27 protein-coding genes and 2 pseudogenes are annotated in these 23235 nt (G+C 73.4%); 17 read left to right on the top strand and 12 right to left on the bottom strand.

Annotated features, from left to right (window positions below):
• Positions 1-1098, bottom strand: a pseudogene (locus AE652_RS10095) (MBL fold metallo-hydrolase); the annotation flags it as partial.
• A 293-nt stretch (positions 1099-1391) separates the two neighbouring features.
• On the opposite strand from AE652_RS10095, the gene AE652_RS10090 reads away from it, so the two are divergent.
• Positions 1392-2498 (top strand): hypothetical protein, encoded by a 1107-nt coding sequence (locus tag AE652_RS10090; protein ID WP_082345607.1) that lies wholly within the window; start codon positions 1392-1394, stop codon positions 2496-2498.
• Positions 2499-2531: 33 nt separating this feature from the next.
• On the opposite strand, the gene AE652_RS48040 is transcribed toward AE652_RS10090, so the two are convergent.
• On the bottom strand, positions 2532-2738 hold the full coding sequence (locus tag AE652_RS48040; protein WP_049650901.1) for a cold-shock protein: 207 nt from the start codon (positions 2736-2738) through the stop codon (positions 2532-2534).
• Between the two features lie 423 nt (positions 2739-3161).
• Here AE652_RS48040 and AE652_RS10080 point away from each other — a divergent pair, with 423 nt between their 5' ends.
• The 6 genes from AE652_RS10080 to AE652_RS10055 all read left to right on the top strand — a co-directional run bounded on the left by AE652_RS10080 (position 3162) and on the right by AE652_RS10055 (position 7926).
• Positions 3162-3662, top strand: a complete 501-nt coding sequence (locus AE652_RS10080; RefSeq protein ID WP_049650895.1) for a peptidylprolyl isomerase — start codon at positions 3162-3164, stop codon at positions 3660-3662.
• 154 nt (positions 3663-3816) lie between these two features.
• Positions 3817-4494: a GNAT family N-acetyltransferase gene (locus AE652_RS10075; protein WP_049650894.1), complete on the top strand. Its 678-nt coding sequence runs from the start codon at positions 3817-3819 to the stop codon at positions 4492-4494.
• A 130-nt stretch (positions 4495-4624) separates the two neighbouring features.
• A complete protein-coding gene (locus tag AE652_RS10070; RefSeq protein ID WP_049650893.1) occupies positions 4625-5365 on the top strand; it encodes a DUF6193 family natural product biosynthesis protein in 741 nt (246 codons plus the stop codon).
• A 295-nt stretch (positions 5366-5660) separates the two neighbouring features.
• Positions 5661-6149: a hypothetical protein gene (locus AE652_RS10065; RefSeq protein WP_049650892.1), complete on the top strand. Its 489-nt coding sequence runs from the start codon at positions 5661-5663 to the stop codon at positions 6147-6149.
• Between the two features lie 224 nt (positions 6150-6373).
• Positions 6374-7483, top strand: a complete 1110-nt coding sequence (locus tag AE652_RS10060; RefSeq protein ID WP_049650891.1) for a hypothetical protein — start codon at positions 6374-6376, stop codon at positions 7481-7483.
• Between the two features lie 188 nt (positions 7484-7671).
• Positions 7672-7926 (top strand): hypothetical protein, encoded by a 255-nt coding sequence (locus AE652_RS10055; protein WP_049650890.1) that lies wholly within the window; start codon positions 7672-7674, stop codon positions 7924-7926.
• A gap of 245 nt (positions 7927-8171) precedes the next feature.
• Here the strand turns inward: AE652_RS10055 and AE652_RS10050 are convergent, their stop codons facing one another.
• The 3 genes from AE652_RS10050 to AE652_RS10040 all read right to left on the bottom strand — a co-directional run bounded on the left by AE652_RS10050 (position 8172) and on the right by AE652_RS10040 (position 9751).
• Complete coding sequence (locus AE652_RS10050) at positions 8172-8612, bottom strand: GNAT family N-acetyltransferase (RefSeq protein ID WP_049650889.1); 441 nt, start codon at positions 8610-8612, stop codon at positions 8172-8174.
• A 17-nt stretch (positions 8613-8629) separates the two neighbouring features.
• Positions 8630-9016, bottom strand: coding sequence for a nuclear transport factor 2 family protein (locus AE652_RS10045; protein WP_049650888.1), 387 nt, complete (start codon positions 9014-9016; stop codon positions 8630-8632).
• A 126-nt stretch (positions 9017-9142) separates the two neighbouring features.
• Positions 9143-9751 carry a peptidase inhibitor family I36 protein gene (locus AE652_RS10040; RefSeq protein WP_143204475.1) on the bottom strand — a complete coding sequence of 203 codons (609 nt, stop codon included), beginning with the start codon at positions 9749-9751 and terminating at the stop codon, positions 9143-9145.
• 309 nt (positions 9752-10060) lie between these two features.
• On the opposite strand from AE652_RS10040, the gene AE652_RS10035 reads away from it, so the two are divergent.
• Together AE652_RS10035 and AE652_RS10030 are read left to right on the top strand one after the other, a co-directional pair.
• Positions 10061-10843 (top strand): dienelactone hydrolase family protein, encoded by a 783-nt coding sequence (locus AE652_RS10035; protein ID WP_049650886.1) that lies wholly within the window; start codon positions 10061-10063, stop codon positions 10841-10843.
• Positions 10844-11017: 174 nt separating this feature from the next.
• Positions 11018-11365, top strand: a complete 348-nt coding sequence (locus AE652_RS10030) for a ketosteroid isomerase family protein (RefSeq protein WP_159028419.1) — start codon at positions 11018-11020, stop codon at positions 11363-11365.
• A 572-nt stretch (positions 11366-11937) separates the two neighbouring features.
• On the opposite strand, the gene AE652_RS10025 is transcribed toward AE652_RS10030, so the two are convergent.
• Complete coding sequence (locus AE652_RS10025) at positions 11938-12534, bottom strand: XRE family transcriptional regulator (RefSeq protein WP_369808283.1); 597 nt, start codon at positions 12532-12534, stop codon at positions 11938-11940.
• A 307-nt stretch (positions 12535-12841) separates the two neighbouring features.
• On the opposite strand from AE652_RS10025, the gene AE652_RS10020 reads away from it, so the two are divergent.
• Together AE652_RS10020 and AE652_RS10015 are read left to right on the top strand one after the other, a co-directional pair.
• Positions 12842-13096 (top strand): hypothetical protein, encoded by a 255-nt coding sequence (locus AE652_RS10020; RefSeq protein WP_049650883.1) that lies wholly within the window; start codon positions 12842-12844, stop codon positions 13094-13096.
• Positions 13097-13243: 147 nt separating this feature from the next.
• Positions 13244-13711, top strand: a complete 468-nt coding sequence (locus tag AE652_RS10015; protein ID WP_049650882.1) for an NUDIX domain-containing protein — start codon at positions 13244-13246, stop codon at positions 13709-13711.
• A gap of 60 nt (positions 13712-13771) precedes the next feature.
• On the opposite strand, the pseudogene AE652_RS10010 reads toward AE652_RS10015, so the two are convergent.
• Positions 13772-14182 (bottom strand): annotated as a pseudogene (locus tag AE652_RS10010) (hypothetical protein); the annotation flags it as partial.
• Positions 14183-14391: 209 nt separating this feature from the next.
• On the opposite strand from AE652_RS10010, the gene AE652_RS10005 reads away from it, so the two are divergent.
• Positions 14392-14745 (top strand): VOC family protein, encoded by a 354-nt coding sequence (locus tag AE652_RS10005; protein WP_049650880.1) that lies wholly within the window; start codon positions 14392-14394, stop codon positions 14743-14745.
• 72 nt (positions 14746-14817) lie between these two features.
• Here the strand turns inward: AE652_RS10005 and AE652_RS10000 are convergent, their stop codons facing one another.
• Positions 14818-15204, bottom strand: a complete 387-nt coding sequence (locus AE652_RS10000) for a fucose-binding lectin II (RefSeq protein WP_049650879.1) — start codon at positions 15202-15204, stop codon at positions 14818-14820.
• Between the two features lie 224 nt (positions 15205-15428).
• Here AE652_RS10000 and AE652_RS09995 point away from each other — a divergent pair, with 224 nt between their 5' ends.
• The gene (locus AE652_RS09995) at positions 15429-16049 is read left to right on the top strand and encodes a DUF2306 domain-containing protein (RefSeq protein ID WP_053112027.1); all 621 of its coding nucleotides are present in this window, start codon (positions 15429-15431) and stop codon (positions 16047-16049) included.
• On the opposite strand, the gene AE652_RS48035 is transcribed toward AE652_RS09995, so the two are convergent.
• A complete protein-coding gene (locus tag AE652_RS48035; RefSeq protein ID WP_053112026.1) occupies positions 16043-16306 on the bottom strand; it encodes a hypothetical protein in 264 nt (87 codons plus the stop codon). The genes AE652_RS09995 and AE652_RS48035 overlap by 7 nt on opposite strands.
• A gap of 444 nt (positions 16307-16750) precedes the next feature.
• Between AE652_RS48035 and AE652_RS09985 the strand changes: the two genes are divergently transcribed.
• On the top strand, positions 16751-17206 hold the full coding sequence (locus tag AE652_RS09985; protein ID WP_143204473.1) for a hypothetical protein: 456 nt from the start codon (positions 16751-16753) through the stop codon (positions 17204-17206).
• Positions 17207-17296: 90 nt separating this feature from the next.
• Here AE652_RS09985 and sigJ read toward each other — a convergent pair whose 3' ends face one another.
• Entirely contained in the window at positions 17297-18247 is a 951-nt protein-coding gene (gene sigJ / locus AE652_RS09980) for an RNA polymerase sigma factor SigJ (protein ID WP_049650877.1), read from the bottom strand.
• A gap of 170 nt (positions 18248-18417) precedes the next feature.
• Between sigJ and AE652_RS09975 the strand changes: the two genes are divergently transcribed.
• Positions 18418-18894: a carboxymuconolactone decarboxylase family protein gene (locus AE652_RS09975; protein ID WP_049650876.1), complete on the top strand. Its 477-nt coding sequence runs from the start codon at positions 18418-18420 to the stop codon at positions 18892-18894.
• 194 nt (positions 18895-19088) lie between these two features.
• Entirely contained in the window at positions 19089-19607 is a 519-nt protein-coding gene (locus tag AE652_RS09970) for a histidine phosphatase family protein (RefSeq protein WP_049650875.1), read from the top strand.
• Positions 19608-19702: 95 nt separating this feature from the next.
• On the opposite strand, the gene AE652_RS09965 is transcribed toward AE652_RS09970, so the two are convergent.
• Complete coding sequence (locus tag AE652_RS09965; RefSeq protein WP_049650898.1) at positions 19703-20488, bottom strand: hypothetical protein; 786 nt, start codon at positions 20486-20488, stop codon at positions 19703-19705.
• A 68-nt stretch (positions 20489-20556) separates the two neighbouring features.
• Positions 20557-21165 carry a hypothetical protein gene (locus tag AE652_RS09960; protein ID WP_049650874.1) on the bottom strand — a complete coding sequence of 203 codons (609 nt, stop codon included), beginning with the start codon at positions 21163-21165 and terminating at the stop codon, positions 20557-20559.
• A gap of 545 nt (positions 21166-21710) precedes the next feature.
• On the opposite strand from AE652_RS09960, the gene AE652_RS09955 reads away from it, so the two are divergent.
• Positions 21711-23235, top strand: a 1525-nt coding sequence (locus AE652_RS09955) for an amino acid adenylation domain-containing protein (RefSeq protein ID WP_159028418.1), incomplete at its 3' end; no start/stop codon positions are given.

The raw sequence follows: 23235 nt of genomic DNA, 5'->3' as shown, positions 1-23235 counted from the left end.
GGCGGCGCGGTGGGCGGCCAGCCACGCGGACACGTACGGGGCGCCCCACACCGGGTGCCCGTAGGCGCCGAGTCCGACCTCGGCCGGGGTGCCGAAGGCGGCGGCGGTGGCGTCCAGCAGTTCGGCGCGGGCCGGGCCGGGGGCGCCGAGCAGTCCGGCGCCGGCCAGGTACACGGCGCGGTACGCGGGCAGGTAGAGGTTCAGTTCGGCGGGGGAGGCGTGCCCGCCCGCGGGCCGCAGGACCATCCGCACCCCGGCGGCCTCGACCGCGTACAGGCCCTCCTGCCAGGGGATCCCGGTCCAGGCGGGCCAGTGGGCCCGGGGCGTCGGGGCGGACAGCGGGCCGCCGACGGTGTCGGTGGGGGCGAGGAAGTCCGGCCGGCCGGTGGAGACGGTGCGGCCGAGGTCGGAGCCGGCCAGGGCGAGCGGGCCGATGCCGAGCCGGGTGCCGTAGGCGTAGTCGACCAGGCGGGCCTGCCGGGCGCCCTCGGTGACCTGGCGCAGCACCGCGTCGGCGAGGAACCCGTCGGGCGCGTACACCGCGAGGTCGGCGGGCGGTCCGGCGGGCGGGCCGGTGCGGGATCCGGTGAACAGCCCGCGCACGCCGCCGAAGTGGTCCACCCCGCTCTGGGTGTGGACCACGGCCCGCACCGGGCGGGTGTCCCCGGTGGTGGAGCGGTACAGGGCCAGGGCGGCGCGGGCCGTCTCGTACGAGCCGAGCGGGTCGATCACCAGCAGGGCGCGGGGGCCGGTGACGACGGTCAGGTTGGCGAGGTCGAAGCCGCGCACCTGGTAGAGGCCGTCGGCGACCCGGAACAGGCCCGAGGGGACGGCGAGCCGGCCCTGGCGGCGCAGCGGCGCCGCCACCGGGGAGTCGGCGTCGGCGGGGGTGTCGGAGGTGTGGAAGTCGAAGGCGTGGAAGTGCCAGACCGCCTCCTCGCCGTCCAGGGACGGCAGGGCCCGGTAGGGCGGGGCGGCGAGCAGGCCGCGTTGGGCGTTCTCGAAGTCGGCCGGGGCGTCGGGGAGTTCCTTGGCGCCGGCCAGGTTCCGTCGCGTGACGTACGCGGTCGGCTCCATGGGCACGAAGGTGTCGGCCACGGGCTTGCCCTCCTCAAGGCGTGACGGTCTCCGCGCGCTGCCCCGCGCGCGGAGACCGCCGACACTAGGGGTGACGGGCCGTATACACAACGGCAGGGGTGTGTGGAATGCGTGCGGGGTCGCGGCCGGTGCCCGGGTGCGGGGGTCCATCACCCGTTCGGGTGGCCGCGTGGCGGCTTCCGGTGCGGGCGGCGGGCGCGTGGGTAGCGTCGGGCCATGATCGCGGACTCGTCAACCGTCCTGACGTGTCGACGATTTGACTTATTGTCACATCAGTTAAGAGGCATCGTCGCATGGCAGAGAAGCGCCTGAAGTCCTGGGGCAACAACCGCTCCGGCCAGCTCGGGGACGGCACCTGGGCCGACCTCCGCACCACGGCCACCACCGTCCTCGGGCTCACCAGCGCCGAGGTGGTGAAGATCGCCGCCGGCGGCGCCGGTGCGAGCCTCGGGTACGGGCTGGCCCTGCTGACGGACCGTACGGTGCAGTCCTGGGGCGTCAACGGCTCGGGCCAGCTCGGCGACGGCACCGTGTTCAGCCACAACGCCCCCGGCCAGGTGGTCGACGTCTCCGACGCCACCGACATCGCGGCCGGCGGCGCGCACAGCCTCGCCCTGCTCGCCGACGGCACCGTGGTGGCCTGGGGGCAGAACACCCACGGCCAGCTCGGCAACGGGACGAACTCCGACAGCGGCGTCCCGGTCCGGGTCGAGGGCCTGCACAAGGTCGTCGCCATCGCCGCCGGCCTCCACCACAGCCTGGCGCTGCGCGAGGACGGCACCGTGTGGGCCTGGGGCTACAACGGCAACGGCCAGCTGGGCGACGGCACTTCGTCGAGCCGCGGCCTCCCGGCGCCGGTCACCGGCCTGACCGGCGTGAGCCGGATCGCCGCCGGGGCCGGACACAACCTCGTCCTGGTCGGCAAGCCGGGCGCCGGCGCCTCGGTGAAGGCCTGGGGCTACAACGCCACCGGCCAGCTCGGCGACAACACCACCATCAACCGCTTCACCCCGGTCGCCACCCGGCCGACCTGGTCGGGCGGCGTCTCGCAGATCGCGGCCGGCTGCAACCACAGCATGGCCGTGGTCGACGACGACAGCCGCCTCAAGGCCTGGGGCCAGAACACCGCGGGCCAACTCGGCGACGGCACCACCGTCTTCCGCGTCCTGCCCGTCACCGTCCCCGGCCTGACGGACGTCCGCCTGGTGGCCGCCGGCCGGGAGCACACCGTGGCACTGTCCGGCACCAGCACCGTGCACTCCTGGGGCAGCAACGGCTCCGGCCAGCTCGGCGACGGCACCACCACCGACAGCAGCACCCCGGTGCCCACCCTCACCGCGCTCACCGGCATCGACAAGATCGCCGCACCGGTGGGCGGCGACTTCAGCCTCGCCAACTGAGGCCCCGGGCGGGCGGCGTGGCGGGTTGTGCGCTCAGAGCGGGATGACGTTCACGGCCTGCGGCCCCTTGGGTCCCTGTTCGATCTGGAACTCCACCCGCTCGCCCTCCGTCAGGGTCCGGAACCCGCCCCCGATGATGCTCGAGTAGTGGACGAAGACGTCCGGGCCGGGGATGTCCGGCGTGATGAAGCCGAACCCCTTCTCGGCGTTGAACCACTTCACGGTGCCGAAGTTGACCAGGGCCCGGCGGCCCTCCGCCGCCACCGGCCCGGGCGCGGCCCGGTTCGCGGTCGCCTGTGCGGGGGTCGCCTGTGCGGGGGTCGCCTGCGTCGGGGTCGCCTGTGCCGGGGCTGCCTGTGCCGGGGCGCAGAGCGCGATCAGGGCCGCGAGGGCGAGGAGCGGCACGCACACCACGGCCGTCACGCGGCCGCGGACAAGGGAGAGAGGGGACATCGCACACTTCCTGACGGGACGTAGTCGATCGCCCACTCACAGTGCGGCCGGGGGTCGTTCTCCCGCAAGTGCCCGGAGCGGGAAGTCGGCCCGGCCGACTTCCCGCGTCCCGGCGCCACGACGGGAACCTCAGCAGCCCCGGCCGCCCCTCCTGCCACAATGCGCGGTGAGCGTTCTCGTAGCCGCCACCATGCAGACAGTGAGGTCATCATGTCGAAGGTCAAACTGAGTACCAACCACGGCGACATCGTCCTGCGCCTCGACGCGGAGAAGGCCCCGGCGACGGTGGAGAACTTCCTCCGGTACGTCACGGACGGCTTCTACGACGGGACGGTCTTCCACCGGGTCATCGACAACTTCATGGTCCAGGGCGGCGGGATGGAGCCCGGACTGAAGCGGAAGGAGACCCGCGCGCCCATCGAGAACGAGGCCGACAACGGCCTGAAGAACGTCAAGTACTCGGTGGCGATGGCCCGCACGGGGGACCCGCACTCGGCCACCGCCCAGTTCTTCATCAACGTCGCCGACAACGACTTCCTCAACCACAGCGGCAAGAACCCCCAGGGCTGGGGCTACGCCGTCTTCGGCGAGGTGGTCGAGGGCCAGGAGGTCGTGGACGCCATCAGGGCCGTCGCCACGGGCTCCAGGGCCGGCCACCAGGACGTCCCCAAGGAGGACGTGGTCCTGGTGAAGGCCGAGGTCGTCGAGTAGGGCGGACGGGCGGGCGGGGAGCGGTCGGGAGTGGGAAGTCGGCCCGGCCGACTTCCCACTGCGCGCGGCGCGCCGGAGCAGGGCCGGGAGAGCCCGGAGGCCGGAGCGCGGAAATCCGGATGACCGCGGCCGCCACCGCCCCCGACAATGGCGCATGCTGACCGACCACTGGCCGCTGCTGGGCCTGCGCCTGCGCACCCCCCGCCTCGAACTGCGCCTGCCCGCCGACGACGAACTCGCCGCCCTGGCCGACCTCGCCGCCCAAGGCGTCCACGAACCGGACCGGATGCCCTTCATCGTCCCGTGGACCGACCTCCCCCCGGCCCAGCGCGCCCGCTCCGTGGTCCAGCACCACTGGCTGCGCCGGGGCAACTGGTCCCCGGACGACTGGGCGCTGAACCTGGCCGTCTTCGAGAACGGCCGGGTCGTCGGCCTGCAGACCGTCGCCGCCCGCGACTTCGCCGTCCTGCGGCAGGCCTCCACCGGCTCCTGGCTCGGCGCGCGGCACCAGCGGCAGGGCATCGGCACCGAGATGCGCGCCGCCGTCCTGCACCTGGCCTTCGCGGGCCTGGGCGCGACGGAGGCGGTGTCGGGCGCCTTCGAGGACAACCCCTCCTCGTACGCCGTGTCGCGCAAGCACGGCTACGAACCCGACGGCGTCGACCGCCACCTGGTCCGCGGGCGCGGCGTGACGGAGCGGCGGCTGAGGCTCACCCGGGAGCGCTGGCAGGCGCGGCGCGAGGTCCCCGTCACCGTCGACGGACTGGCGCCCTGCCTGCCGCTGTTCGGCCTGCCGGGCGACCGCGGCGAGGGCATTTCAGACCCCGCGTGAGTGGGGCCTTTGGGGCGGTACGGTCAGGCGATGTACACGCTGCCGCCGAACCGCACGATCACCCGCGGCTGTCCGTTCACTCGTCCGTGAGCACCGGAAAGCGGCGCCGAGGCCTGGCAGACTCGACCGCATGCCCGAACAGACCCCCGTCCCGGCAGCGGACGAGGGCGACGCGCTGCGCCCCTACGCGGCCCACTACCCCGACGTGGCGCGGGCCGGGTCGCTGCTGAACGCCCTTCGGGCACAAGCCGATCGGGCGGGGCTCCGGCTCGGGGGCGAGCCGGCCGTCGAGCCGGGCCGGCGCCGGACGGCGGCGCGGGTGACCACCGGGGACCGGTCGACACGGGTCGGGATGACGGCGAGGGAGCGCGGCTTCGACGTCGGCTGCTGGGCGGGCGGAGTCCACCTGGCCACCGGCAGCACCGGCGACCTCGCCGAGGCCGCCGGGGCGGTGGCCACCTGGCAGGCGGGGGCCCGCCTCGCCGAACTCCTCGCGCGGTGGCCCTTCCCGCGGACCTGGGAACTGGCCGAGGCCCACGAACGGGGCGACGCCGTGCCGGTCCGGTGGCGCCGACTGCGCGAGTCCGCCACGCACGAGCGCCGACACGAAACCGGCCTGCGGGAACTCGTCGAGGCGGCCCACGCGCAGCCACGCCTGCGGGCCCTGTCGCCGGGCCGGAGCATGTACTGGCTCACCTTCAGCCGCCGGGCGGCGCCGCCGATCTCCTACGACCTGCCAAGGGTCGCGCCGCTCGGCGACGGCCGCTACCGGGTGCGGTTCGACGACGGGCGGCTGCAGGACGTCGACGGCGCGGAGGCAGTCGTCGCGGCGGTCGTCGACGCCCTGCCCGACGACGCCGTCCCCTCCTGAGCCGACGACCGCTACGAGTTCCTGGCCACCTGCCGCGCCACTGCGGTCCCCTGGCCGCACGCGAGCGCCGTCGTCAACTACCAGGCCGCCCCGCCCCGCCCCGCGTGCTGCGGCCAGGCGGGCGCGGGGCCTCCCGGGTGTGCGAACACCATGCGCGTCGACAAACGATGAACCGCACATGTCACGGCGTTCACCGCGCCGTCCACCGTTCGTTGACCGGCCGGCCGGATCGTTCACCACGGCGCGGAACACAGCCCGCGCACCCCACCCACGACCCACGGAATCGAGGGAGACCATGCGTATCTCCGCACGTACCGCCGCGCTGGCCGCGGTGACCGCCATCGGGCTCGGCACCATCGCCACCGGCACCGCCCAGGCCGCCCCGGCCCCCGCCCAGGCCGCCCTCTCGGCCGCCCGCAGCACCACGGTCCACCTGCACAACGGCACCGGCTGCACGCTCAACCGCACCGACTACTCGCTGTCCCACGGCATCTGGACCCAGGGCCAGGAGCCGCCGCAGTCGCTGGGCAACACCGGGGACGCCGTCTTCCAGTCGGAAAGCAACGGCTTCATGACCGGCACCGAGGGCTCGGTGACGTTCCAGGCGTCCAACTGCGAGGAGGGCTGGCGCAACGGCGCGGCCGTCAGGCTGCACTGGAACAACCCCTACGTCGGCAGCAACGGCTACGACGACGACGGCACCACCCGGGGCTTCTTCCGCACCACCCACGACACCGGCGCCGGCGACAACGCCAACGTCTACTGGGGCGCCTGGAAGGCCTGACCCGGTCCCGGGCACCGCCGGCCGACTCAGGAACCGACCCCCCTCCGCACGTGCCGGATGAACGGTGCCCCGCGACTGGATGCCGAACGGCCCGGACAGCCCGGGCCGTTCGGCACCCGGAGCGGCCCGGCCGCTCCCGGTGACGAACGGGGCCGGCCCGGAAACCCGCTTGGCCGGCCGCCCCTGAGCTGCGAGGATGCCTCCGTTTCCCAGACGGAGGACAGTTGTTCGTTTTTGTGTGCGCGGGGTGCGGGGCCGAGCTGACCACCGCACTGTTCCAGGTCGCCCTGCCCGTCCACGCCCACCAGAAGTACGGAAACGGGCTCCAACTCCCCGTGCTGATGGAACCCGGCACGTTCGCCGTGGACCCGGAGCCCTGGGGGCCGCCTTGGCGGCGGTGGGAGGAGGTCCGTCCCGACGAGGCGGCCGCCCGCGGCATCCACGCGCCGGTCCCCGCCCTGTCCGACGGCGCGCCCGGCGCGGTCGTCATCGCCCCGGGGGACGCGCGCAACACCCTGCTGATCCCGGAGGGGCGCGGCGGCTCCTGCTGCGGCCTCGACGGTGCCGACGGCCCCAACACGGCCTGTGCGGCCTGCGGTCGGTCGGTGGCGAGCCGGGTCGACGACTGCTCGCTCTGGCAGGCGGTGTGGCTCGCGCCGGACGCCGTGCGTCGCCTCCCCGTCGACGGAGAGCCCGTCGCGCCGCTGTCCTGGACGGAGGCGGTGGCGGAGGGGAAGGGCACGCCCCCGTTCGAGCCGATCGCCACGTGGGGCGGCCCGAGGCTGGGGTCAGGCCACTTCTGGTCGTGGAGCCCGCAGTGGGAGGCCGCGGCGGGCCGGGCCCTCGCCCACCTGCTGGCGGCCTCGGAACGCCGTCCGGTGACCGTCCCGCACGGCCTGGCCGCGGAGGTGTTCCAACGCGCCCTCGACGCCCTGCTGCCCGCGGGCCCGTCGCCGCGCCGCGCCGTCCTGGCCGGACCGGGACTGCCCGCCCCCGCCAGCGGGGCCGACATCCTCCTCGTCCCGACCCACCCCCGGACGGGAGAAGCCTGGGCCCCGCCCGCTCAGGCCTCCCACGCGTACCCGGTGCCGCTGCCGGTCGGGGTGTGGCGGTGGCTGGCCTTCCCCGAGCCGCACCTGCCCGTCCCCGCGTCGGGCGGCATGCCCGACGGCGTCCTGCGCGACGACCCGCCCGCTCCGCGCGCCCGTTACCCCTTCCGGGCCGACGCGGGCGTGTTCCGGCACACCCTGGCCCGGCTGCCGGCCGCCCGCAGCCCGTGGCTGCGGGAGATCCTGGAGAACCTCACCCGGCACATGCGCGCGGGCCTCTTCTGACCGCCGTCCGGGCCGTGACGTTCCGAACCCGGATGACGCGGGCCGCACCGGGCCCGGATCGGGAGGCCGGCCGGTGTCCTTTCCCCACCACGGGCGTTGAACGGGCGGGCGTCATGGGGGCGCCCTTTCCGACAGCCGTTGCCGCGACCGGCCGACCGGCCGGTGCGGCGACCGGGAAGGAGACGAGCATGGCCACGTACAACACGGAGATCTACACGGGCGGCGGGGGCTGGCAGGCGGACGAGCCCCTCACCCTCAACATCGCCAACCGTGGGCAGGCCGTCGGTGACGGCACTCCCTCGACGGGGACCACGGTCACCTGGACCAGCCCCGACGCGGGGGCGGGCAATGTCACCTTCTTCGACGACGGCAACAGCTTCCGGGGCACGGCCCAGTTCCCGGGCGAGGGTCCCGTCGAGTACCGGGGCTCCCTGGCCGACTGACCGGCGACCGCGCAGGCCCGGGCCCGGATGGACCCTCGCGCCGGTGAGCGTGAGGGTCCGCCATCCGGTTCCGTCCCGCTCCGGTCCCGCGACGAGGCGCTGCCACGGCGTCCCGCCCGCTGCTCCGCGCTCCGATCCCCCTGGTGGCCAAGGCCGGAGGCGGGTCGGCGCCGACGCCGCCGTCCCGGTGGGGCGGGGGAGGAGCAGGAAGTCGACTGGGCCGACTTCCTACTCCGGAGCGCCGTTCAGCGGCGCGCGCGTTCGTGGTGGACGAGGCCGGCGCTCGTGCAGGTGGGGGTGAAGCCGGCCTTGGCGAGGACCCGGCCGGAGGCGGGGTTGGCCTCCCGGTGGACGGCGAGCACCCGGGCGGGCAGGCCGTCGCCGGTGAGGAACTGCCGTACGGCGGCGGTGGCGTGGCCGCTGCCCCGGGCGTCCTCGCGCACGACGTAGCTGAGCCGGCCGGTGCCGCGGCCGGGGTCGAGCCGGAGCCGGACGACGCCGAGCAGGTCCCCGCCCACCTCGATGCCGCGAACGAGGAGCCCGGGGTCCGTGGCGGCCTCGCGGACGTAGGCGAGGGCCTGGACGCCGGTCATCGCGCCGAACCACACATCCGTGGCGGACCCGTCGGCATGGATGCGGCGAACCGACTCGGCGTCGCCGTCGGCCAGTTCACGCAGCCGCAGCACCGGAGCCGGCCGCCGTATCAGGCGAAGACGAGGCGGAAGACCTGGTTGTAGACGAAGAAGCCGCCCGGCTGGCCGGGGATCGGCTGCAGGTTGAAGGTCTCGGTGAAGAGCATCGGCTTGTCGAAGGCGTTGTCGATGGCGAGGTTGCCGGTCACCGTGACCAGGACGCCGCCGCCCGGGGCGGGCTGGGCGTCGGAGGAGGTGACGCTGTGCTTGACGACGGCGAGTTCGGGCCTGCTGATCGCCTCGATGATGCCCGCCTGCCCCTGGACCTGCTTGCCCTCCCAGGTGAGCATCGACTCGGGGCGGTAGAGGCTCGCCAGGTTGTTGCGAGTGGCGATGCCGCCGTCGAAGGTCGTGTAGTAGTGCCCGACGAACGAGTTCGCAATGCTGTTGAAATCCATGAATGGAACGTAGCGATCCGATCGCCGTCGGCACTCGAATTGCACAGTAATCGGCGTGCTTCGGTCGCCGGTGTGGTAGCGAGTGGGAAGTCGGCCTGGCCGACTTCCCACTCCGGCGCGGCCGTTCTAGCAGGGGCTGAGCCAGTAGACCCAGCCCCAGGGGGCCGCGCGGTCCTCGCTGTAGCCGCCGGGCGAGGTCCAGCCGACGTTGCCGTCGGCGCCGTAGAACCTGGCGTACAGCGTGGACCGCTGGTTGTTGATCCACGATCCGGTCCCGGTCCAGTAGATGCGGACCGGGTAGTTGCAGGTGAACAGGCGCAGTTCCTCGCCCGTGAAGTTCGTGCCGCTGTACGCGCACACGTAGGTGTACGGGCAGCCCGAGGACAGGGCGGGGGAGTCGGCCTTGGCGGCGAGGTCGCGGGCCCGCTCCTCCCCGGGCAGCGGGAGCAGCAGTTCGCCGCCGGGCAGGGCGATCTTGTTGACGGCCACCTGGCTCGCCCCGGGGGTCTTGGCGAGGTAGTCGTCGACCCGGTCCTGCAGGCTCCTGGCCTGGGCACCGCTCAGCCCCAGGTCCCGGGCCTGCGCCGAGAAGCCGGCCTGGCCGGCGCCCGAGCCACCCGCGCCGGTGGCGGCGGACGCGGCCGGGGCGACGCACACCGCCAGGGCGGCCGCGACGGCGAAGGGCACCGCGAGCAGACGCTTCTTCATGGTTCCCGCTTTCAGGCGTTTCAGCATGAAACCTCCTTGTAGGGGTCCTTCGGAAGCCCATCCTGTCCGGGCGCGGAAGCGGCGGTCTTGTAGGAATGCGTACGGCCGCTTGGCACCGGGGCGCGTGGAGCCGTGATCACGTGGCCGGGAAAAAGGGTTGGACGGGACGAGGCCCGGGCTTGTAGCTTGCAGTCGACCGTGACACCGCCCGAGGAGGTGAGACCCATGACCGCAGTACCGATATGGGTGCTCCCCTTGGGGTTCACGGCCGGCGACTGACGCAGGGTGTCGCCGGGAGCGCCGCGATGAGCAGGCAACTCCCGAAAGGCCACACCGATGCACTCTTCCCAGCCCCTTCACTTCACCGCCGAGTCCACGGCGGACGGCATGACCGAACGCGACTTCACCGTGGGCGGCGTCCCCGGCGTGCTCTGGTCCCCCGCCTCCCCTGCCACCGGCAGCGGTCGCGCACCCCTGGTCCTGATGGGCCACGGCGGCGGCGCCCACAAGAAGCACCCCTCCATGGCGGGCCGGGCGCGGCTCCTGGCGGCCGGCTGCGGCTTCCACGTCGCCGTCCTCGACGCACCCGGTCACGGCGGCCGGCCGCGCAGCGCGCAGGACGAGGCGGACATCGCCGAACTGCGCGCGGCGCAGGCGGCGGGCGAGCCGGAGGGCCCGGTCGTCGTCCGCTACAACGCCCGCCTGGCCGAGCTCGCCGTACCCGAGTGGCAGGCGGCCCTGGACGCCCTCCAGGAGCTGCCGGAGATCGGCGCCGACGGGCCGGTGGGCTACGTCGGCATCGCCATGGGCACCGCGCTCGGCGTGCCGCTGGTGGCGGCCGAGCCCAGGATCACGGCCGCGGTCTTCGGGCTGATGTGGCCCGACGCCCTGGTCGAGCAGGCGCGGCGGATCACCGTCCCGATCGAGTTCGCCATGCAGTGGGACGACGAGCGCATCCCGCGCGAGGCCGCCCTCGTACTCTTCGACGCCTTCGCCTCGACGGAGAAGACACTGCACGCCAACGCGGGCAAGCACTTTGACTTCCCCAGGTCCGAGGCCGACAGCGCGGCCCGCTTCCTCGTCCGGCACCTCGGCGGGACGGCCACCTCGCCGGCGTGACGTGCGCGGTCGCGGCGCCCGGCGTGCCGGCCGGGCGCCGCGACCCCCGGCAGCATTGCCCCGACGAACGGCCTCGGACGCTCCCGGGGCGGTCCGACCTCCGAGAGCCAACAAGCAGTGCCGGAACGGCTGAAACCGCACTCTGACGACGACCTCCCTGTGAGCTCGCCCGCCATGAGGGCTACTGCGCCCACTTCGACGAGGGCGGCGAGTCCCGCGCAGGCGTGGCGGGGGTTCTACGCGGAGGATGCGCTGCTCACCTTCGAAGGCCAGCAGGTCCAGGGGCGACAGGCCATCGAGGCGAAGCTTCGGGACCTCTCCTTCACCACGACTTCTCGTGTCCTGAGCAACGTCGACAGCCAGCCGCTGTCCGACGGGGGCGTGCTCACCGTTGTCGTCGGCAGGCTCGGATTCGACGACTCGGCCGTCGACTTCACCGAGACCTTCGTACAGACGCTCACCGGCAACCACCTCTCCCTCAGCCACCACGTCTTCCGGCTGGTCGTCACGACCGTCAGCTGAAAGCCCGCGACGGATACCCGGTCGGCGGGGCCGACCACCGGCACGCCTCGAAGGGCTGTTTCCGAGCGCCATCGGCCCCGGCCTCACAGGGGGCTGGGCCGGGGGAACGCCAGGACGAGACGCCGTGGCGGAGCTTTCTCGCCCGCCTGGCGGAGGTGGCTCTGGAGCCGAGCCGCACCTGGGCGCGGACGGCCGTTGCCGCCCGCTGCCCCCGGCCGTCACGCCGCGACTGCGGGCGGACCGCCCGCAGTTGGAGCCCGTGGGGGAGAAGACCCGCCTCCCGCGAATCGAACCGGGCCCCGGCCCCGCACAGGAGCGGGGGAGGGCCCGGCCGGAGGGGTCCGTAAGGGCGTGCGGCCCGCAGTCATGGACGGCGGAGCGGGAAGTCGGCGGGGCCGACTTCCTGTGCGCAGGCCGGGACGGCGGCGCGAGGGAAGCCGATCGGGCACGGCCGTCCGGCAGTTCGGCGGGCGATGTGCCGTACCGACCGAGGAATTCGTCGTGAACGAGCACTGCCGACTGGTGCCGATTCGCCGGTGCGGATGGAGCAGGAAGTCGGCGGGGCCGACTTCCTATGCGCGGGCCGGGTCGGTGGGGATGGTGTTGCCCCGGGACCAGAGTTCCTCGATGTGCTCGGCGAAGCGGTCGAACATGCCGTTCTCCTCGCTGCGCCGCAGGTGCATCAACGGGGAGTCGTGGCCGACGGTGCGGGCCAGGTGCGGGGTGACCAGGGCGTGTTCGTCGAAGCGGAAGACGGACAGGCCGATGTGGTTCGGGCCGTCCTCCGGGGAGCTGAAGCGCGCCTCGACGCCCGGGCTGCCGGAGAGCTTGGCCAGGTGCTCCAGCGTGACCCGGATCCGGGTGGACACGGTGAGGGCCACGTCCTCGACCTGCTCGCGCCGGCGCGTCGTCCCGGACTCGGGATCGCCGAGGAGGAAGCGGATACGGCAGCCGCTCTCGGCCTTGCGCCGCAGGGTCTGGAGGAGGGCGGGCTGCTCCAGCCAGACGAAGTAGTTGGTGTACCCGGCGAGGAAGACCTCGGACCGCGCCTCGGCGATCAGCTGCGCCCAGACCGACTGAGGGCAGGCCGACCGGTGCGGATAGACGGCGAACACCTCCCGGTCGTGCCCGGTCTTGACGTTCGCCCGGACGCTGTTGGGCCAGATCACTCGTTCATCAACCCCTAAAGCCGCGCAGACATCGATACGGTTCCGCTGATGCGGCACCAGCGCCGCGTCGGAGAGCCAGCGTTCCACTGTCTTAGGTGTAACACCGACCCGGGCGGCGAGTTGCCGGGGGGACAGACGGGCTGTCGCCATACCTTGCTGAAGCGCAGTGTTCAAGGGGCATCCAGAGACGTTTGGGCTTTCTTGGACCGTAGCGCCGAGATGTGGCAGGTGTCCTGGAGACGGGGCGGCTATGAGCCGTCCGGGTGTCGATGATTTCCGCACAGACCGCGTGTAAGGAGTCGTACCCATGGAATCGAGTGCGAGCAGGGCACTGTCCGGCGAGTTGGAGAAGGGTGATGGGCACCACGCTGGTGCCCTCACCAGCCTTCACGGCTACGGCGTTCGCTGGGACACCGCCTCCGACCGTTACCGGGTCCGCAACGAGATCACCGGCGAGTGGCTGCGCCGGCCCGGCGGCGAACCCGCCGCCTTCGTCTTCTTCGGGGACGCCTACAGCGCCTGGAAGGCCTTCGAGGTCCACAAGCGGCCGGGGGAGAGGTGAGATGTTCTCCACCCTCTCCCGTGCCACTGCTGAGCAGGGCCTGCGCTACGAGCGCCTCGCCTTCGCCGACAGAAGACCTGGCCCGCCTCTGCCGGCGGGCCGGCTTCTCCCCCGTGCTTCTCTCCGCCCTGAGAAAGTGACATCCCCGTGCACGACCCCCGACTGCTCGCCAAGCCCCCCGTCTGCCGGCTCGGCTGCCTCGTCCTCGTCCGCAACCAGCGCGGCGACGTCCTGCTCGTCGACCCGGACTACATGGACGGCATGATCCTGCCGGGCGGCTCCGCGAAGCCCAACGAGCCCCCGAATCTGGCCGCGGCCCGTCACCTCCATGCCGAGACCGGCCTGATCGCCCGTCTCACCCACGTCCTCGCGGTCGACTTCGCCCCGGCCGACCGTCACCTGGAGCGCCTCACCCTCGTCTACGACGGCGGCACCGTCCCCGACGGCACCCAGGTCACCGTCCCGGCGCGGCGCCAGAGCGGGCTGCTCGGCGCCCGCTTCGTCCCCGCCCGCAACCTGCCGGACTTCATGGCCCCTTCCCAGGCCGCCCGCGCCGCCGAGGCCCTTGCCGGCCGCTCCCTGCCGGCCCTCCTCCACGGCCAACGGGCGACCTGACAACGGAAGATGGGGCCCGCCCGGCAGGTGGCTGCCGGGCGGGCCCCTCTTGAACGTCCTCTACCAGCTGGACTTGATGTCGAACGCCCACTCCCAGGCGCCGAGTTCGACGCCGTCGTCATCGGTGAAGGTGCCCTTGGCGGTGTAGGAGCCCCGGGAGAGGAGGCCGGACGGCACCTCCGCCCAGCCGTGCCTCGGGACGGTGACCTCGTGGGGCCGGTCCTGTGGGCCGAAGGAGCCCAGCATCTGCTGGTCCTTCTGGATCCTGAGCCCCTTCTGGTAGGTCTGGGTCGTGTACTGGACGCCGGACACGATGTCGCCGGAGACGCGGAACGTCACCTTCACCCGGTAGTTGGCGCCCTCCTTGAGGACGATGGTGGTGTCGGCCGCCTTCGCCCGCGCTTCCTCGGTGGACAGGTCGAGGACCACGGAATCGCGGCCCTCGAACTCGAAGGTGCCCTGGAGGAGGGTGAGGCGGGGCCCGGATGTTCGGTCGTCGGATTGCGATCAGCCTCCAGGGCGGGCGGCGTTCGGGGACGCGGCCCGGTGTGGAGTGGCCGAAACCGAACGTGATCTTCACCCCCGAGAAGGTCGCCGACGCATCCCGGCCAGCGCAACAGCCGTCCTCCACGGTGGCGCGGTGCCGGGCCCGGCGGCCGACGGCCTGGCAGGATGACGGCATGGAACGAGTGCTCGGCATCGGCGGATACTTCCTGCGGGCCGCCGACCCGGCGGCGCTGGGCGCCTGGTACCGCGACTGCCTGGGGCTGGACGCCGACGAACACGGCCTGTGGCAGCAGGAAGCCGGGCCGACGGTGTTCGCGACCTTCGAGTCCGGGACCGACTACTTCGGGCCCCGCGGCCAGCAGACCATGCTCAACTTCCGCGTCCGCGACCTGGAGGCGATGCTCGCCCAGCTGCGGGCCAAGGGGGCCGACGTGGCCGGGGAGACCCAGGAGATGGACGGCGTCGGCCGGTTCGGCTGGGTCACCGACCCCGAGGGCAACCGCATCGAGCTCTGGCAGCCCGCCTGACCGCGCCGCCCGCGGACACGCCTCCGGCCCGGCGCGGGAGTCCGTGCCGGGCCGGAAGCATGCCCGCCGCTGCTACTTCGGGGTGTGCCAGCTGAACTCGAGGACGGTGTCGTTGTAGTCGGCGTCGTCGCCGTTCTCGGCGACGACCACCGCCAGGTTGTAGGCGCCGATCGTGTACGGGCCGCCGGAGTTGAGCTTGCTCGGCTTGAAGTCGCCGTCGGCTGCGGCGAACTCGAAGGCGGCGGTGAGGACGGCCGGCCCGGTGACGGTCGACTGCCCAATGGGGGCGTTGCCCTCGCCGGTCCCGCTGAACGCCAGGTCGACGACGCCATCCTTGCTGGTGAGCTGCACCTTCTGGACGTTGGACGAGTTGGTCTTGGCCTTGACGGCGACCTGGGCGCCGGCGGGCAGGCTGATCTCGGCGGTGTTGCCCTTGGCGAAGACGTAGGCGTCGGACATGGGATTCCTTCGTTCCGGAGGGAGTTCTCGTGGTGATCACCGCTCACGCTAGCCGCGCCGCGATCGATTCCAAGGAACTCCGTTCCGGAACAACACTTTCGAGGGAACGATCTTGACATCGGGCGCCAAGTGCCAGCCCCCGCAAGGAAGGTGGGGTTCTCTGGGGGTTCCTCTCGGGGGCAACCCGGATGTCGGCCCGGGCCGACAGGCCGGACACTCAGTCCATGCGCATCACACGGGCCGGTTGGGCCGTCATGACGGTGCTCGCCACTCTCATCGCCGTGGTCTCCGCCAAGTACTTCAGCTTCGACCCCGCGGGGTTCTTCGAGCAGCAGCGCGCCACCTACCTGAGCCACGAAGTCCCGCTCTACATCCACATCTTCGGCGCGATCACCGCACTCGCGGTCGGGCCCTGGCAGTTCTCCGCCCGCCTGCGCGAGCGCCGGCCGCGCCTGCACCGCCGGATCGGCGTCGTCTACCTGCTCGGCTGCCTGGTCGGCGGGGTGGGCGCGCTGCTGCTGGCGCCCGTCGCGTACGGGGGAGCGGTCGCGAGGCTCGGCTTCGTCGGCCTGGCCGTGGCCTGGCTGGTGACCGGCAACGCCGGGCTGCGGGCGATCCTCGACGGCCGGGTGGCCGACCACCGCAGCTGGATGATCCGCAGCTTCGCGCTCACCTTCGCCGCCGTCACGCTGCGCCTGATGCTGGTCGCCGCGACGGCCGCGCACCTGGACTTCCGCGCCTCCTACACCGCCATCGCCTGGCTGTGCTGGGTGCCCAACCTGCTGCTGGCCTGCTGGTTCACCCGCCCCCGCCGCGCCGTCGCGGAGGTGGTGGCAGGTCAGTAGGGGTGCTTGTCGGGCCTGGCCCTCCACGCGTCGTACGCGGGCTTGCCGAGTTCGGGGCAGAACTGCACCATGCGGATGCTCCGCTCCTCGATGGGCTTCTTGAAGTCGTCGTACTGGTACTCGTCGCTGAACCCGATCTCCGCGGTCTCCGCCAGGTTCCGGCTGAAGTAGACGGCCTCGCACCGGGACCAGTAGATGGCGCTCATACACATCGGGCACGGCTGGCCGCTGGTGTAGATCTCGCAGCCCTTGAGCATCCGGGCCCGGAGCGGCTCCTTGTCCGACGGCTCGCTCGGGATGAGTTCCAGCGTGCTCTCCCGCTCGGCGACGGTGGGCTTCCCGGTGTCGGGCGCAGGGGAGCCGGCGGCGGGGGAGTCGGAGCACGCGGCGACCAGACGGACCCCGGCGCCGAGCGCGAGGCGGCGAAGGGCGTCGCGCCGGCCGATGACGCGGGCCGCGGCGTTGAACTGCCGGAACGTGCCGAGGTGACGGTCGCCCGCGTTTCCCCCGTGGACGGCTTCCTTGATCGAACCGGGGGATGCCGGCCCCGGCTAGCCCGGTCGGGCAGCGGTGTTCCCCCGCCCGGGTAGCCGGTACGGCGGGCCTCCGCGCCGGAGCCGGGGGTTCGGGTACGGATCGGGCTCGACGCGGGGAACGGCCCCGCGTCGACGCACCCCGAGCCGCAACCCTCAGGAGCCCCCGTGGCCCGTATGAAGCCCCTCGTCCTGACCGCCCTCGCCGTCGCCGTCACCGGTGTCCTGGCCACGGGCACCGTGGCCGCCGTCGCCGACGGCAAGCCCAGCCACAAGCCCGTCGGAGAGCCCGTCGGCGAGCCGGCGGGCAAGCCCGTGGGCAAGCCCAACGTCAAGCCGACCGTCGTCGTCCCGCACGGCCCGGCCGCCGTCAGCCCCGCGCTGATGGCCGCGCACGACCAGGTCGTCGGCGACTGGATCGACGTGGCCCCCGGGGACAACGGGGTCGCCATCGTCAGCTGTCCGTCCGGGGAGGTGCCCACCGGCGGTGGCGGCCAGACCAGCGCCTTCCGGATCTTCGTCACCGACTCCTACGCGACCGACAACTCCTGGGTCGTGCGCGGCACCAACACCGGCACCGGGACCGAGTCCATCCGCGCGACCGCCGTCTGCACCGCGCTCTGACCTTCCGGTCGGCCTTCCGGCCGCACCCGTACGACGAACGGCCCGGGCCCGGGCGGTGGTTGCCAGGGCCCGGGCCGTTGCGTCGCCCGGCTACTTCGGCGCCGGCAGCAGCCCCAGGCCCGAGACCGGCCCGAGGTGGGCGAGCTTGTCGGGGTTGGACACGGCGTGGACGGACCGCACCGCGCCGTCGGCGTCGATGTCCAGCTCGATGACGCCGGCCACGCGCTGCTCCGCGTCGTACACCACCGCGCCCGGGCGGCCGTTGACCCGGGCCGGGACGAGGCGCGCGCCCAGGCGGCGGACCCGGCGCAGGCCGCCGACGAGCAGCTGGGCGACGCGGCGCGGGTCGGTGAGGGAGTGGGCGAGTGCGCGGGCCTTGCCGCCGCCGTCGCCCTGGAACACCACGTCGGGGGCGAGCATGCCGAGCAGGGCGTCCAGGTCGCCGCCCTCGGCGACCTCGAAGAAGCGGCGGGCCAGCTCCTCGCCCTCCGCACGGCGGGCCGGGGCCGGGGCGACGGTCTCGTCCTCGCGCGCCGCGGGCGCCAGGCGCTTCCTGGCGCGGGCGAGGATCTGACGGCAGTTCGCCTCGCTCTTCCCCACCATCTCCGCGACTTCCGGGTAGCCGTACCCGAAGGCCTCGCGCAGCGTGAACACCGCGCGCTCGACCGGCGAGAGGGCCTCCATCAGCACCAGGAACGCCATCGACAGGGTGTCCGCCAGCTCGGCGTGCTCGGCCGGGCCGGGCCGCTCGGCGGTGGTGACGACGGGCTCGGGCAGCCACTGGCCGACGTAGGCCTCGCGGCGCACCCGGGCGGAGGTGAGGTGGTTGATGCCCAGGCGGGTGACGGCCGTGGTCAGGTACGCCTTGGGGTCGGCGACCGCGGTGCCGGCCCGGTCGGCGCGGGTGAAGCCGAGGAAGGCGTCCTGGACGAGGTCCTCGGCGTCGCCGACCGAACCCGTCATCCCGTAGGCGATGGAGAACAGCAGCGGACGGTACCCGGCCACGCCCGCCGCACCTGTCGTACCCGCCGAACCCGTCATGTGGACCCCCTGTCCCGACCGTGGCCAGCAGGCTATCCGAGGCCCGCCGGAGCCCACCGGCGGGTGGTGTGGCGCAGGTCACGGAGCCCGGGCGGCCGGGGGATGTCACAGAACGGCGGGCCGTCCTGTCTCAAGGGGCAGCAAGCGGAACAGCGACCGAGGAGCACGCCATGGAACCCCGCCTCAACCCCTTCGCCAGCCCCGTCATCGGCAAGGTCCTCAAGCACCTCATCGCGGCCAACAAGCCCATCGCCGAGTCGGCCCTGCCGTACACCGTCCAGGAGTTGGTGCGGCTGCGCGCCAGCCAGATCAACGGTTGCGGCGCCTGCATCGACATGCACTTCAAGGAGGCCGTGCACGCCGGCGAGGACCCGGTGCGCCTCAACCTGGTCGCCGCCTGGCGCGAGGCCACCGTCTTCACCGAGGCCGAGCGCGCCGCGCTGGAACTCGCCGAGCAGGGCACCCGGCTCGCCGACGCGGCCGGCGGGGTGAGCGACGAGGCGTGGGCGAACGCCGCCGAGCACTACGACGAGGAGCAGCTCGCGGCGCTGGTCTGCGCGATCGCGCTGATCAACGCCTTCAACCGGGCCAACGTGATGATCCGCCAGCCCGGCGGCGGCTACGAGGTCGGCATGTACCACCACTGACCGGCGCGGCTCCGGGCCCGGCTCTTCCCCAACCGGCCTGCCGGGGACGGCCGGTGGGGAGGCCGGGGCCCGGTCGGTGCGCCGCCCGCCCGGGGCGGCGCACCCGTCGCGTTCCACCCGATGGACCGTCAGTACGGACTGTTACGATCTTGGTCCGGGTGAACCGCCCGTTCCGGGAACCGAGGGAGACGTCCATGTCCGAGGAATCGACGCGCCGGATCGTCGTGCTGCGCCACTCCAAGGCCGAGCACCCCGACGTGGACGACCACGAGCGCCCGCTCGCCGACCGGGGCCGCGAGGACGCGCCGGCGGCCGGACGCTGGATCGCCGGCGCCGGCATCACCCCCGACCTCGCGCTGGTCTCCACCGCCGTGCGGACCCGTGAGACCTGGAGGCTCGCGGCCGCCGAGCTCCCGGTGGTGCCGAAGACCGTCGCCGAGGAGCGCGTGTACGAGGCGAGCCTCGGGGAGCTGATCGCGCTCCTCAACGAGCAGTCCGACGAGGTGCGGGACCTGGTCCTGGTCGGCCACAACCCCGGCGTCCACGCGCTGGCCGACGCCCTGGCGGGCGAGGCCGAGGGAGACCTGCTGGCGCGGATGAACCGCTCCGGCTTCCCGACCTCGGCCATCGCGGTCCTGGAGTTCCACGGCAGCTGGAAGGCCGTCGAGCACGGCGTCGGCCGGCTCACCGCCTTCTGGACGCCGCACGCCTGAGACCCGTACCGCCAAACGCCCGAACACGGCTGGGCCGCCCGGCAGTTCACCGGACGGCCCCGCCGTGTTCGGGCCGTCGTGCGGGGCGGCCGGGGTCAGCGGCGCGGCCCGGCGACGTGGTCGCTCAGCCGGATGACGGTGATCTCCACCTGGCCGTGCCCGTCCTCCCAGCCCGCGACCGGTTCGCAGCCCTCGTCGTCCAGGCCGAAGGCCGTGGTGTCGGCGGACACGGGCATCAGGCCCGTCTCCCCGTCGGTGCAGAAGTAGCCGAGGTGGGTGCGCAGTTCGGGGTTCCCGATCACGGAAAGCTCCTCCTCCCACTCCTCCTCGGGCTCCGCCGTGAAGGGCATCAGCTCCCCGGGGGTGCGGCCGGTGGCGAAGGCCGTGCACAGGGCGTCCAGGAGGGTGCCGTCGGAGACGAGCAGGGGGGCGTAGACCTCCCAGGTACCGGCCAGGGCCAGGTCGGTGAGGTCGACGCCATGCCGTTCCAGCAGCGGGGCGAGGTCGGCGCCCCGCAGCAGTCCGGGGCTGAAGCAGGCGGCCTCGACGGCGGCGGCGAAGCCCTCGGGGAGATGCGCCCCGGCGTCGGACGGCCGGAACTCGAAGACCGAGCGGCTCGGGTCGAAGACCGGCGTCCCCTCGGCCTCGTCGAACAGGTGGAGCCGGGAGACGAACGGCTCCTCGCCGCGCAGCGCCGCCGGGCGCACCCAGGCGTGCTCGCGCCGGAAGCCGGTCTCGTACAGCAGGTTGCCGGTGACGCAGGCGGCGTAGACCGCGTCGGGGTCGTACTCCGCGAGGGGGCGGCCGAGCAAGGCGGCGAAGGCGTCGGCGAGTTGGCGGTCCCAGTCGGCATCCGCGGGCGCGGTGGGGTGGTAGGTCATGGCGGCACGGTAGCGGCGCCCGCCGACAGCGGCCCGGGCCGGGGCCGGGGCGCGGGCCACGGCCGCGCCTACAGCAGCAGCGCCGCCACCTCCGCCGGTGTCCAGTGCCCGGCCGCGCCCGGGCGGGTGGCGAGGTAGCCGGCCGTGCGCCAGGGGCCCCAGCCGTGGGACTCGGCCAGGCCCGCCGCCAGGGTGCGCAGGTAGGGCGGGGTGGGGGCGTTGAGCTCGGCGCCGGCCACGCCCCGGGCGGCGGTGAAGGTCAGCAGCGGGTGGCCGTCCGACTCGCCGACGTGCAGCAGGGTTTCGTAGCGGCCCGGGCCCAGTTCGGCGCGCCCGGCGGCGAGCACCGGGGCGAGGTCGAGGTCGGTGCCGGGGGAGCGGCGCATTTCCTGGGCGGCGATGTCACTGAACTGACCGACCGTCACCAGGTAGGCCTGGCAGGGGACTTCGCCGGGAAGGGCCGGGTCGTAGAAGGCCGAGCCGCCGCCCCAGGTGAGCGAGTGGTCGGCGAAGTAGAGCACGCCCGGCAGTACGGTGGCCACCGCCCGGCGCGGCGGGCGCGGGTCGCGGCTGCCGGGGTGGGCCTGCGCCCCGCCGTCGGGGCGGCCGCCGCGCAGGTAGCGGGCGAGGCGGGCGGCGTGCAGGTTCGAGCCGTACGCCACGTACCAGACGAGCACCTCCCCGCTGCTCTCCGTACCGCTCTCCCCGCCGTTCTCCCCGCCACCCTGCCCGTCACGGTCCCGGTCCCGGTTCCGGTCTCGCCCAGCCGAATCCCAGTCGGGCGCGCCGCTGCCCAGCCCGCTCACAGGAAGGAGCCGCGGTGTGGGCTGCGAAAGACTCCCACAGGAATATGTGAAAACCGTGAACACGCCAGTGATCCGACCAGAACCCCCCGATTCGGCAGCGGCCCCTTCACTACTGGTAGCGAATCGGTCGCCATGGTGTTCATCACTCTTCTCGCTCCCGTCGCACCGCTCCGGTATTCGGCGATTACTCTTCACCAGCGAAAACGATCGGAAACCAGCGAAATAGCATTCGATTCATACCGTTGCTGCCCTCACGTGGCATCGATGATGAGAATTTTCTTTGATCGATTCCTCACTGCATCCAGCCGACTCCCAGCGGAGTCATGGTGAGTGGGCGCACCCAGCAGGTGACAAAGGCGTCACCCCGCGTGATACCCGTACGCGCCCCCAGGACCCCGGAGCCAAGGAACCCATCCATGGACGCACGCCACGAAACGGCCGGCCCCGGCACGCTGCACCGCCCGAACCCGGGCCCCGTGGCGGGCTGGCCGGCGGCCCAGCCCGCCCACCCCCGCAGCCTGCTCGACATCATCGCCGCCACCGCGCAGGCGCACCCCGGCGCGCCCGCGCTCGACACCGGCGACACCGTCCTCGACTACCGCGCCCTGCTGCACGAGGTCGAGACCCTCGCCGGGCAGTTGGCCGGCCACGGCATCGGCCGCGGCGACCGCGTCGGGGTCCGCATCCCCTCCGGCACCGCCGACCTCTACATCGCGATCCTCGCCGTCATGCGCTGCGGCGCCGCCTACGTGCCCGTCGACGCCGACGACCCCGACGAGCGCGCCGAGATGATCTGGCAGGACGCCGCCGTCTGCGCCGTCCTCGGCCCCGGCCGCGCCCTGCACGCCCCCACCGACGCCCGCCCCTCGGGCCGTCCGGCCTGGCCCGCCCCGGCCGACGACGCGTGGATCATCTTCACCTCCGGCACCACCGGCCGCCCCAAGGGCGTCGCCGTCACCCACCGCAGCGCTGCCGCCTTCGTCGACGCCGAGGCCCGCCTCTTCCTCCCGCAGCAGCCGCTCGCCCCCGGCGACCGCGTCCTGGCCGGCCTGTCCGTCGCCTTCGACGCCTCCTGCGAGGAGATGTGGCTCGCCTGGCGCCACGGCGCCTGCCTGGTGCCCGCCCCCCGCTCCCTCGTCAAGGCCGGCACCGACCTCGGCCCCTGGCTCGTGAACCGGCGCATCACCGCCGTCTCCACCGTCCCCACCCTGCTCGCCCTGTGGCCGCAGGAGTGCCTGGACGCCGTCCGCCTGATCATCGTCGGCGGCGAGGCCTGCCCCGCCGAACTCGTCGACCGCCTCGCCACCGGCGGCCGCGAGTTCTGGAACACCTACGGCCCCACCGAGACCACCGTCGTCGCCACCGCCGCCCGCATGCTCCCCGGCCAGCCGGTGCGCATCGGCGCCCCCCTCGACGGCTGGGAGATCGCCGTCGTCGACCAGGCCGGCCACCCCGTCCCCTGGTACGAGACCGGCGAACTGCTCATCACCGGCGTCGGCACCGCCCGCTACCTCGACCCCGCCAAGGACGCCGAGAAGTTCAGCGCCCACCCCGCCCTCGCCTCGCCCCGCGTCTACCGCAGCGGCGACCTCGTCCGCAACGAACCCGAAGGCCTGATCTTCCTCGGCCGCGCCGACGACCAGGTCAAACTCGGCGGCCGCCGCATCGAACTCGGCGAGATCGACGCCGCCCTCCAGGCCCTGCCCGACGTGCGCGCCGCCGCCGCTGCCGTCCGCAGGACCCCCGCCGGCGCCGACCTGCTCGTCGGCTACCTCGTCGCCCGGCCCGGCACCACCCCCGACCTCGCCACCGCCCGCCGCCGGCTGCTGGAGCGCCTGCCCGCCCCGCTGGTGCCCGTCCTCGCCCTCGTCGACTCCCTGCCCACCCGCACCTCCGGCAAGGTCGACCGCAACGCCCTGCCCTGGCCGCTCGCCACCACCG

The sequence above is a fragment of the Kitasatospora sp. MY 5-36 genome (assembly GCF_001182915.1).
Taxonomy (GTDB): Bacteria; Actinomycetota; Actinomycetes; order Streptomycetales; family Streptomycetaceae; genus Kitasatospora.
This window is presented reverse-complemented; position numbering and strand designations above follow the sequence as displayed.

What these genes read in the sequence shown, in the direction of transcription:
- AE652_RS10090 (WP_082345607.1), top strand. Translation starts at nt 1,392, where the DNA reads ATGGCAGAGAAGCGCCTGAAGTCCTGGGGCAACAACCGCTCCGGCCAG.
- AE652_RS10080 (WP_049650895.1), top strand. Translation starts at nt 3,162, where the DNA reads ATGTCGAAGGTCAAACTGAGTACCAACCACGGCGACATCGTCCTGCGC.
- AE652_RS10075 (WP_049650894.1), top strand. Translation starts at nt 3,817, where the DNA reads ATGCTGACCGACCACTGGCCGCTGCTGGGCCTGCGCCTGCGCACCCCC.
- AE652_RS10070 (WP_049650893.1), top strand. Translation starts at nt 4,625, where the DNA reads ATGCCCGAACAGACCCCCGTCCCGGCAGCGGACGAGGGCGACGCGCTG.
- AE652_RS10065 (WP_049650892.1), top strand. Translation starts at nt 5,661, where the DNA reads ATGCGTATCTCCGCACGTACCGCCGCGCTGGCCGCGGTGACCGCCATC.
- AE652_RS10055 (WP_049650890.1), top strand. Translation starts at nt 7,672, where the DNA reads ATGGCCACGTACAACACGGAGATCTACACGGGCGGCGGGGGCTGGCAG.
- AE652_RS10045 (WP_049650888.1), bottom strand. Translation starts at nt 9,016, where the DNA reads ATGGATTTCAACAGCATTGCGAACTCGTTCGTCGGGCACTACTACACG.
- AE652_RS10040 (WP_143204475.1), bottom strand. Translation starts at nt 9,751, where the DNA reads ATGCTGAAACGCCTGAAAGCGGGAACCATGAAGAAGCGTCTGCTCGCG.
- AE652_RS10035 (WP_049650886.1), top strand. Translation starts at nt 10,061, where the DNA reads ATGCACTCTTCCCAGCCCCTTCACTTCACCGCCGAGTCCACGGCGGAC.
- AE652_RS10030 (WP_159028419.1), top strand. Translation starts at nt 11,018, where the DNA reads ATGAGGGCTACTGCGCCCACTTCGACGAGGGCGGCGAGTCCCGCGCAG.
- AE652_RS10020 (WP_049650883.1), top strand. Translation starts at nt 12,842, where the DNA reads ATGGAATCGAGTGCGAGCAGGGCACTGTCCGGCGAGTTGGAGAAGGGT.
- AE652_RS10005 (WP_049650880.1), top strand. Translation starts at nt 14,392, where the DNA reads ATGGAACGAGTGCTCGGCATCGGCGGATACTTCCTGCGGGCCGCCGAC.
- AE652_RS10000 (WP_049650879.1), bottom strand. Translation starts at nt 15,204, where the DNA reads ATGTCCGACGCCTACGTCTTCGCCAAGGGCAACACCGCCGAGATCAGC.
- AE652_RS09995 (WP_053112027.1), top strand. Translation starts at nt 15,429, where the DNA reads ATGCGCATCACACGGGCCGGTTGGGCCGTCATGACGGTGCTCGCCACT.
- AE652_RS48035 (WP_053112026.1), bottom strand. Translation starts at nt 16,306, where the DNA reads ATGCTCAAGGGCTGCGAGATCTACACCAGCGGCCAGCCGTGCCCGATG.
- sigJ (WP_049650877.1), bottom strand. Translation starts at nt 18,247, where the DNA reads ATGACGGGTTCGGCGGGTACGACAGGTGCGGCGGGCGTGGCCGGGTAC.
- AE652_RS09975 (WP_049650876.1), top strand. Translation starts at nt 18,418, where the DNA reads ATGGAACCCCGCCTCAACCCCTTCGCCAGCCCCGTCATCGGCAAGGTC.
- AE652_RS09970 (WP_049650875.1), top strand. Translation starts at nt 19,089, where the DNA reads ATGTCCGAGGAATCGACGCGCCGGATCGTCGTGCTGCGCCACTCCAAG.
- AE652_RS09965 (WP_049650898.1), bottom strand. Translation starts at nt 20,488, where the DNA reads ATGACCTACCACCCCACCGCGCCCGCGGATGCCGACTGGGACCGCCAA.